This is a genomic window from Pseudomonas sp. NPDC087626, from assembly GCF_044743405.1.
Taxonomy (GTDB): domain Bacteria; phylum Pseudomonadota; class Gammaproteobacteria; order Pseudomonadales; family Pseudomonadaceae; genus Aquipseudomonas.
On the sequence record NZ_JBIUWJ010000027.1, the window covers coordinates 74,843 to 83,306 of the forward strand.

Here is an 8,464-nt window from a genome sequence, read left to right on the forward strand (position 1 = left end):
TCATCGAGGTGCCCAATGGCGCGTTCCAAGACAAGCCTTGGTTGGCTGAAAAGACATGTCAATGATCCCTATGTGAAGCAGGCGCAGAAGGATGGCTACCGTTCGCGTGCCAGTTACAAGCTTCTGGAGGTCCAGGAGAAATACAAGCTGATCCGTCCGGGCATGAGCGTTGTCGACCTGGGTGCGGCGCCCGGTGGCTGGTCGCAGGTCACCAGTCGGCTGATCGGTGGTCAGGGGCGCCTGATCGCCTCGGACATCCTGGAAATGGACAGCATTCCGGACGTGACCTTCATTCAGGGTGACTTCACTCAGGACGCAGTGCTCGCGCAGATCCTTGAGGCCGTGGGTAATTCGCAGGTTGACCTTGTGATTTCCGATATGGCCCCCAATATGAGTGGTACGCCTGAGGTAGACATGCCAAAAGCCATGTTTCTTTGTGAGCTGGCGCTTGATTTGGCCGCCCGGATACTCAAGCCCGGTGGCAATTTCGTGATCAAGGTTTTTCAGGGTGAAGGGTTTGACGCTTACGTGAAGGACGCTCGTCAGAAGTTCGACAAGGTCCAGATGATCAAGCCGGACTCTTCCCGTGGCAGTTCCCGCGAGCAATATATGCTGGCTTGGGGCTACCGCGGCCGTAGTGAGTAAAACGAGGTTTTTTTGCGGGGCGATAGGTTTTTAGTATTTCGCCCCACAAGCAATAGCGAATATTGTGTAGTCAATGTTTCACAAAGGGTTACAGACGGCGCCTGCCAGAGCTGTAGGTAATGTAGTAAGTTAGGCCGGTGAATATCATGCGAAGCGCGCGCCAGTTGCGGAGCTTGCTTCAGAGGGTAGTTAATTGAACGATATGGCAAAGAATCTTATCCTGTGGTTGATCATCGCGGCTGTCCTGGTGACGGTGATGAACAACTTCTCCAGCCCTAACGAGCCACAGACCCTCAACTATTCCGACTTCATCCAGCAGGTCAAGGATGGCAAGGTCGAGCGCGTAGCCGTGGACGGTTATGTCATCACTGGCAAGCGCAATGATGGCGACAGCTTCAAGACCATTCGTCCGGCCATTCAGGACAACGGTCTGATCGGCGACCTCGTGGATAACCACGTGGTAGTCGAAGGCAAGCAGCCGGAACAGCAAAGTATCTGGACCCAACTGCTGGTTGCCAGCTTCCCGATCCTGGTGATCATTGCCGTGTTCATGTTCTTCATGCGCCAGATGCAAGGCGGTGCAGGCGGCAAGGGCGGGCCGATGAGCTTCGGCAAGAGCAAGGCGCGCCTGCTCTCCGAAGATCAGGTGAAAACCACCCTGGCTGACGTTGCTGGTTGCGACGAAGCCAAGGAAGAAGTCGGCGAGTTGGTCGAGTTCCTGCGTGATCCGGGCAAGTTCCAGCGCCTGGGTGGCCGCATTCCCCGTGGTGTGCTGATGGTTGGCCCGCCAGGTACCGGTAAGACCCTGCTGGCCAAGGCCATTGCTGGCGAAGCCAAGGTGCCGTTCTTCACCATCTCTGGTTCCGACTTCGTCGAAATGTTCGTGGGTGTGGGTGCCAGCCGTGTTCGTGACATGTTTGAACAGGCGAAAAAGCACGCACCTTGCATCATCTTCATCGACGAAATCGACGCTGTCGGTCGCCATCGTGGTGCTGGCATGGGCGGTGGTCACGACGAGCGTGAGCAGACTCTCAACCAGTTGCTGGTGGAGATGGACGGCTTCGAAATGAATGACGGCATCATCGTCATTGCCGCGACCAACCGTCCGGACGTACTCGACCCGGCGCTGCTGCGTCCGGGCCGTTTCGACCGCCAGGTGGTGGTCGGCCTGCCAGATATCCGTGGTCGCGAGCAGATCCTCAAGGTTCACATGCGTAAAGTGCCAATGGGTGATGACGTCGCTCCAGCGGTGATCGCCCGTGGTACCCCGGGTTTCTCCGGTGCCGACCTGGCCAACCTGGTGAACGAGGCATCGCTGTTCGCTGCCCGTACTGGCAAGCGCATCGTCGAGATGAAGGAATTCGAACTGGCCAAGGACAAGATCATGATGGGCGCCGAGCGCAAATCCATGGTCATGTCCGAGAAAGAAAAGCGCAACACTGCTTATCACGAAGCGGGTCACGCAATTGTCGGTCGTGTCGTGCCTGAACACGATCCGGTCTACAAGGTTTCGATCATTCCCCGTGGTCGTGCGCTGGGTGTGACCATGTTCCTGCCGGAAGAAGATCGCTACAGCCTGTCCAAGCGTGCGCTGATCAGCCAGATCTGCTCGCTGTATGGTGGCCGTATCGCCGAGGAAATGACCCTGGGCTTCGACGGTGTCACCACCGGTGCCTCGAACGACATCATGCGTGCCAGCCAGATTGCACGGAATATGGTGACCAAGTGGGGTCTGTCGGAAAAACTCGGTCCTCTGATGTACGCCGAAGAAGAGGGTGAGGTATTCCTCGGTCGTGGCGGCGGCGGTCAGCACGCCAGTTTCTCGGGCGAGACGGCGAAGCTGATCGACTCCGAGGTGCGCAGCATCATTGACCAGTGCTATGGCACCGCCAAGCAGATCCTGACGGACAACCGCGACAAGCTCGACGCGATGGCCGACGCACTAATGAAGTACGAAACCATCGATGCCGATCAAATCGACGACATCATGGCGGGCCGCACGCCGCGTGAGCCGCGTGACTGGTCTGGTGGCACGGGCACTTCCGGTACGCCTCCTGTAGTCCAGGATGAGCGTCCGCAAACCCCTATCGGCGGCCCGGCTGCTGACGTTTAAGGTTTGAAATGACTCTTGTACAGTCCTCAACCCGGTTGCCTTGCGGCAACCGGGTTCTTGATTTGGCCCATACGCATGTCATGGGCATTCTCAATGTCACTCCTGATTCTTTCTCCGACGGCGGTCGTTTCAGTCAGCTCGATGCTGCCCTGAAGCACGCCGAGGCGATGGTGTCCGCGGGCGCTACCTTGATCGACGTCGGCGGTGAGTCGACTCGACCAGGTGCGCGGGCGGTCTCGCCGCTGGAGGAACTCGAGCGTGTAGCGCCGATTGTCGAGCGCCTGCACCGTGAACTAGATGTAATTATCTCGGTCGATACTTCCACGCCTGCGGTCATGCGTGAAACTGCGCGCCTGGGTGCGGGGTTGATCAATGATGTTCGCTCGCTGCGGCGAGACGGTGCGCTGGACGCTGCAGCAGCTACCGGCCTGCCGGTATGCCTGATGCATATGCTCGGCGAGCCGGGAGATATGCAGGACAACCCCCACTATGCTGATGTAACGCGCGAAGTCGCAGGATTTCTCGCCGAGCGCATGGCGCAGTGTGTTGCAGTCGGTATCCCGGTCGAGCGGATTGTTCTGGATCCCGGCTTCGGATTCGCCAAGAACCTGCAGCACAACTTGAGTCTGTTCAAGCATATGGAGGCCCTGCATGCATTGGGGCGCCCGCTGCTGGTTGGGGTGTCTCGCAAAAGCATGATAGGGCAGGCGCTTAATCGCCCGGTCGGCGAGCGACTGCATGGCGGCCTCGCGCTCGCAGCGCTGGCGATGGTCAAGGGCGCGCGAATCCTGCGCGTGCATGACGTCGCCGAAACTGTGGACGTAGTGCGAATGATCGCAGCGGTAGAATCAGCCGAATAAGAATGTTGGAGTACTTATGACTAAAAAATATTTTGGCACCGACGGTATCCGTGGTCGGGTCGGTACCTACCCGATTACTCCTGACTTCATGCTCAAGCTCGGCTGGGCTGCTGGCATGGCGTTCCGGAAAATGGGCGCCTGCAAAGTCCTGGTGGGCAAGGACACGCGTATCTCCGGATACATGTTCGAATCGGCGCTCGAGGCTGGACTGACGTCTGCCGGGGCGGATGTGATGCTGCTGGGGCCGATGCCTACGCCCGCCATCGCCTACCTGACGCGTACCTTTCATGCTGAAGCCGGCATCGTGATCAGTGCTTCGCACAATCCTCATGACGATAACGGCATCAAGTTTTTCTCCGGACAGGGCACCAAGCTGCCGGACGACATCGAGCTGATGATCGAAGAACTGCTCGACACACCGATGGTGGTAGTCGAGTCCAGCAAGATCGGCAAAGTGTCGCGCATCAACGATGCGTCCGGCCGCTACATTGAGTTCTGCAAAAGCAGTGTGCCGACCGGTACCAGTTTTTCCGGGCTGAAGATTGTCATCGATTGCGCCCATGGCGCGGTGTACAAGGTCGCGCCGAGTGTCTTTCGCGAGCTGGGCGCCGAAGTGGTGGTGCTCTCTGCACAACCCAATGGCCTGAACATCAATGACAACTGCGGCTCGACCCATATGGGGCAGTTGCAGGCTGCGGTCCTGGCCGAGCAAGCCGACCTGGGTATCGCCTTCGACGGTGATGGCGATCGGGTGCTGATGGTTGATCACACGGGTGCGATCGTCGACGGCGATGAGCTGTTGTTCATCATTGCCCGTGATCTGCACGAGCGTGGAATCCTGCAGGGCGGGGTAGTGGGCACGCTGATGAGTAACCTGGGGCTGGAGCTGGCCCTGGAAGAGCTGAAGATCCCGTTTGTGCGGGCCAATGTCGGTGACCGCTACGTGATTGCCGACCTGTTGGAGCGCGGCTGGAAGGTCGGGGGTGAAAACTCCGGGCATATCGTTTGCTTCAATCACACCACCACCGGTGATGCGATCATTGCTGCGTTGCAGGTGTTGATGGCCTTGAAAGATCGCGACGAAGGTCTCGCCCAGGCGCGCCAGGCGCTGCGCAAATGCCCTCAAGTATTGATCAATGTGCGCTTTGCGGGCGGGGTAAATCCTGTCGAGCACGCGGCCGTCAAGGAGGCGAGCGCCCGCGTTACCAAGGCAATGGCAGGGCGTGGTCGGGTCTTGCTGCGCAAGTCCGGTACCGAGCCGCTGGTGCGTGTGATGGTCGAAGGCGAGGATGAAACCCTGGTTCGTGGATACGCTGAAGAGCTGGCAAAACTGGTTGGTGAAGTTTCTGCCTGAATTCGGCTTGCCAGCAATGATGTGGTTGGGTAACATCTGCGCCCACTTTGACCGACGAGGTAAAGCATGCGTCGCCCTATGGTAGCTGGTAACTGGAAGATGCACGGTACCCGCGCCAGCGTCGCTGAGCTGATCGAAGGTCTCGGTGGTCTGGCCTTGCCGAGCGGTGTTGATGTCGCGGTATTCCCGCCTTGCTTGTTTATTAACCAAGTGGTTGATGGCCTGGAAGGCAAGTCGATTTCGGTCGGCGCGCAGAATTCTGCGGTGGAAGCCATGCAAGGTGCGCTGACAGGTGAAGTTGCGCCGAGTCAGTTGGTGGATGCAGGGTGTTCCCTGGTGCTTGTAGGGCACTCCGAACGCCGCCAGATAATGGGCGAGCGCGACGAGATGCTGATTCGCAAGTTCGCAGCGGCACAGGCATGTGGCTTGACTCCGGTGTTGTGTGTAGGGGAAACCCTCGAGCAGCGTGAAGCCGGACAAACTCTTGAAGTTGTCGGGCGTCAGCTGGACAGCATCATCGAGGAGCTGGGTGTTGGTGTCTTTGCCAAGGCAGTCATTGCTTACGAGCCGGTCTGGGCCATTGGCACCGGGCTGACTGCTTCGCCGCAACAAGCGCAGGATGTGCATGCAGCCATTCGCGCGCAGTTGGCGGCAAAGAATTCTGAAGTCGCACAAGGTGTGCGGCTTCTATACGGCGGCAGCGTGAAGGCGGCCAATGCGGTCGAACTGTTCGGCATGCCGGATATCGATGGGGGGCTCATTGGTGGGGCTTCCCTGAATGCAGATGAGTTCGGTGCGATTATTCGTGCCGCGGGAAACTGAGAAAATGCTGGAAACAGTCGTAGTCGTTTTTCATCTGCTGGGTGCATTGGGCGTAGTTGCTCTGGTATTGCTGCAGCAGGGTAAGGGTGCGGACGCTGGCGCGTCTTTCGGAGCAGGTGCTTCAAATACTGTGTTCGGAAGCCAAGGTTCCTCTACCTTTCTTAGTAAGTTTACTGCTATACTTGCCGCAGGTTTCTTCATAACCAGCTTAGGGTTAGGTTACTTTGCTAAAGAGAAAGCTCAACAGCTGACTCAAGTAGGTTTGCCAAACCCAGCGGTTCTTGAAGTACCAGTGCAAAAACCGGCTTCTGATGATGTACCGGTGCTTGAAGAGCAAAAGTCGGCAACCAATGCGACTGACGTACCTCCAGCTCAAGAGCAAAAGTAAGAAGGGTTTCAAACGTAGTATTGCCGAGGTGGTGGAATTGGTAGACACGCAACCTTGAGGTGGTTGTGCCCATAGGGTGTAGGGGTTCGAGTCCCCTTCTCGGTACCAATTATCAGGAGAGCCGCTGTTGCGGGCTTTCTTGTAGGTGGAAGGTTACATTGACCCTGTCAGGGATCGGTCGTATACTTCCGCCCCATCTTTGTCGCGGGGTGGAGCAGTCTGGTAGCTCGTCGGGCTCATAACCCGAAGGTCGTCGGTTCAAATCCGGCCCCCGCAACCAGTTTCAGGAGCCCCTTTTAAGGGGCTTTTTGTTAGCTGGACACTTTCAACGCCGCTATTCGACGGCGTTTCAGGGATGGGCTTTTCGCCCATTTTTTTATTTTGCAAAGCATGCACATACATGCACGAGGGGGTTCAGGTGTCGAGCAAGCTAGAACAGTTGCAGGCCTTGCTGGCCCCGGTGGTCGTGGCCCTAGGCTATGAATGCTGGGGTATTGAGTTTTCGGCTCAAGGTCGTCACTCCATGTTGCGCGTTTATATCGATAAAGAGGGCGGCGTGCTGGTGGACGATTGCGCCATCGTCAGCCGTCAGATCAGCGGTGTGCTGGATGTTGAAGATCCAATCGCCGTTGAGTACACCCTTGAAGTTTCCTCGCCTGGCATGGAACGCCCGCTGTTCACTATTGAGCAGTTTGCAAAATTTGCCGGTGAACAAGTGAAGATCAAGCTGCGCTCGCCTTTTGAAGGTCGACGCAACTTTCAGGGCCTTCTGCGCGGCGTAGAAGAGCAGGACGTCGTGGTGCAGGTTGAAGACCATGAGTTCCTGTTGCCGATCGATATGATCGACAAGGCCAACATTATTCCCAGTTTTGACTGAGACGTGCCAGAAACTGCGGATCCCGCGGATCCAATGGCTTGCGAAAGGCGAGGCGTACGATGAGCAAAGAAGTACTGCTGGTTGTTGAGTCGGTATCCAATGAAAAGGGCGTACCGGCTAACGTAATTTTTGAAGCGCTGGAGCTGGCCCTGGCCACTGCTACCAAGAAGCGGTTCGAGGACGAAGTCGATCTGCGTGTGGAAATCAATCGCCACACCGGTGCTTACGAGACTTTCCGTCGCTGGACGGTCGTCGAAGAAGCAGACCTGGACGACCCGGCCATCGAAACCTGGCCGAGCAAGGTTGCGCAAACGCATCCGGGCGCCCAGGTAGGCGATGTCGTCGAAGAGAAGATCGAGTCGATCGAGTTCGGCCGTATCGCGGCACAGACTGCCAAGCAAGTCATTGTGCAGAAAGTTCGCGAAGCAGAACGTGCACAAGTGGTTGATGCCTATCGCGAGCGCCTGGGGGAAATCATCTCCGGGACCGTGAAGAAAGTCACCCGCGACAACGTGATCGTCGATCTGGGCAACAACGCCGAGGCGTTGCTGGCCCGTGAAGACATCATTTCTCGCGAAACCTTCCGGGTGGGCGTGCGTCTGCGTGCGCTGCTCAAGGAAATCCGCACTGAAAACCGCGGCCCGCAGTTGATCCTGTCGCGTACCGCGCCGGAAATGCTGATCGAGTTGTTCCGCATTGAAGTGCCGGAAATCGCTGAAGGCCTGATCGAAGTAATGGCTGCCTCCCGTGACCCGGGTTCGCGTGCCAAGATCGCGGTCCGCTCGAAAGACAAACGCATCGACCCGCAGGGCGCTTGCATTGGTATGCGCGGTTCGCGTGTCCAGGCAGTGTCCGGTGAGTTGGGCGGTGAGCGTGTGGATATCGTCCTGTGGGACGACAACCCAGCGCAGTTCGTGATCAACGCCATGTCCCCGGCTGAGGTTGCGGCAATTATCGTTGACGAAGATGCCCATGCAATGGACATCGCCGTTGGCGCAGACAATCTGGCTCAGGCCATCGGTCGCGGTGGTCAGAACGTGCGTCTGGCTAGCCAGCTGACTGGCTGGACCCTGAACGTGATGACCGAATCGGACATCCAGGCTAAGCAGCAAGCAGAAACCGGCGATATCCTGCGCAACTTCATCGACGAGCTGGAAGTCGACGAAGACCTGGCACAGGTGCTGGTAGATGAGGGCTTCACTAGCCTGGAAGAGATTGCCTACGTACCGTTGGAAGAAATGCTCAACATCGACGGCTTTGACGAAGACACCGTCAACGAGCTTCGCGCTCGGGCCAAGGATCGTTTGTTGACTATAGCCATCGCTACTGAGGAAAAGCTGGCAGACGCCCATGCGGGCGAAGTCCTGCTCTCGCTGGGGGGTCGGGCCCAGGCTTTGGCGATGGC

8 protein-coding genes and 2 tRNA genes are annotated in these 8,464 nt (G+C 57.6%); all 10 read left to right on the forward strand.

Going from position 1 to position 8,464, the window contains the following annotated elements; all coding sequences use genetic code 11:
- Positions 1-15 precede the first annotated feature (15 nt).
- On the forward strand, positions 16-645 hold the full coding sequence (gene rlmE, locus ACIOVD_RS20770; protein WP_095169468.1) for a 23S rRNA (uridine(2552)-2'-O)-methyltransferase RlmE: 630 nt from the start codon (positions 16-18) through the stop codon (positions 643-645).
- A 202-nt stretch (positions 646-847) separates the two neighbouring features.
- Positions 848-2,758, forward strand: a complete 1,911-nt coding sequence (ftsH, locus tag ACIOVD_RS20775; RefSeq protein ID WP_159993700.1) for an ATP-dependent zinc metalloprotease FtsH — start codon at positions 848-850, stop codon at positions 2,756-2,758.
- A gap of 8 nt (positions 2,759-2,766) precedes the next feature.
- Positions 2,767-3,618, forward strand: coding sequence for a dihydropteroate synthase (folP, locus tag ACIOVD_RS20780; RefSeq protein ID WP_159993702.1), 852 nt, complete (start codon positions 2,767-2,769; stop codon positions 3,616-3,618).
- A gap of 16 nt (positions 3,619-3,634) precedes the next feature.
- Positions 3,635-4,972 carry a phosphoglucosamine mutase gene (gene glmM, locus ACIOVD_RS20785; RefSeq protein WP_159993704.1) on the forward strand — a complete coding sequence of 446 codons (1,338 nt, stop codon included), beginning with the start codon at positions 3,635-3,637 and terminating at the stop codon, positions 4,970-4,972.
- Between the two features lie 66 nt (positions 4,973-5,038).
- A complete protein-coding gene (gene tpiA, locus ACIOVD_RS20790; protein WP_095169464.1) occupies positions 5,039-5,794 on the forward strand; it encodes a triose-phosphate isomerase in 756 nt (251 codons plus the stop codon).
- 4 nt (positions 5,795-5,798) lie between these two features.
- Positions 5,799-6,182 (forward strand): preprotein translocase subunit SecG, encoded by a 384-nt coding sequence (gene secG / locus ACIOVD_RS20795; protein WP_095081642.1) that lies wholly within the window; start codon positions 5,799-5,801, stop codon positions 6,180-6,182.
- 22 nt (positions 6,183-6,204) lie between these two features.
- Positions 6,205-6,290, forward strand: a tRNA-Leu gene (locus ACIOVD_RS20800).
- Positions 6,291-6,385: 95 nt separating this feature from the next.
- Positions 6,386-6,462 (forward strand) — tRNA-Met (locus ACIOVD_RS20805).
- Positions 6,463-6,600: 138 nt separating this feature from the next.
- Entirely contained in the window at positions 6,601-7,059 is a 459-nt protein-coding gene (rimP, locus tag ACIOVD_RS20810) for a ribosome maturation factor RimP (RefSeq protein ID WP_159987310.1), read from the forward strand.
- A gap of 59 nt (positions 7,060-7,118) precedes the next feature.
- A partial coding sequence (gene nusA / locus ACIOVD_RS20815) for a transcription termination factor NusA (protein ID WP_401129981.1) occupies positions 7,119-8,464 on the forward strand: 1,346 nt, incomplete at its 3' end.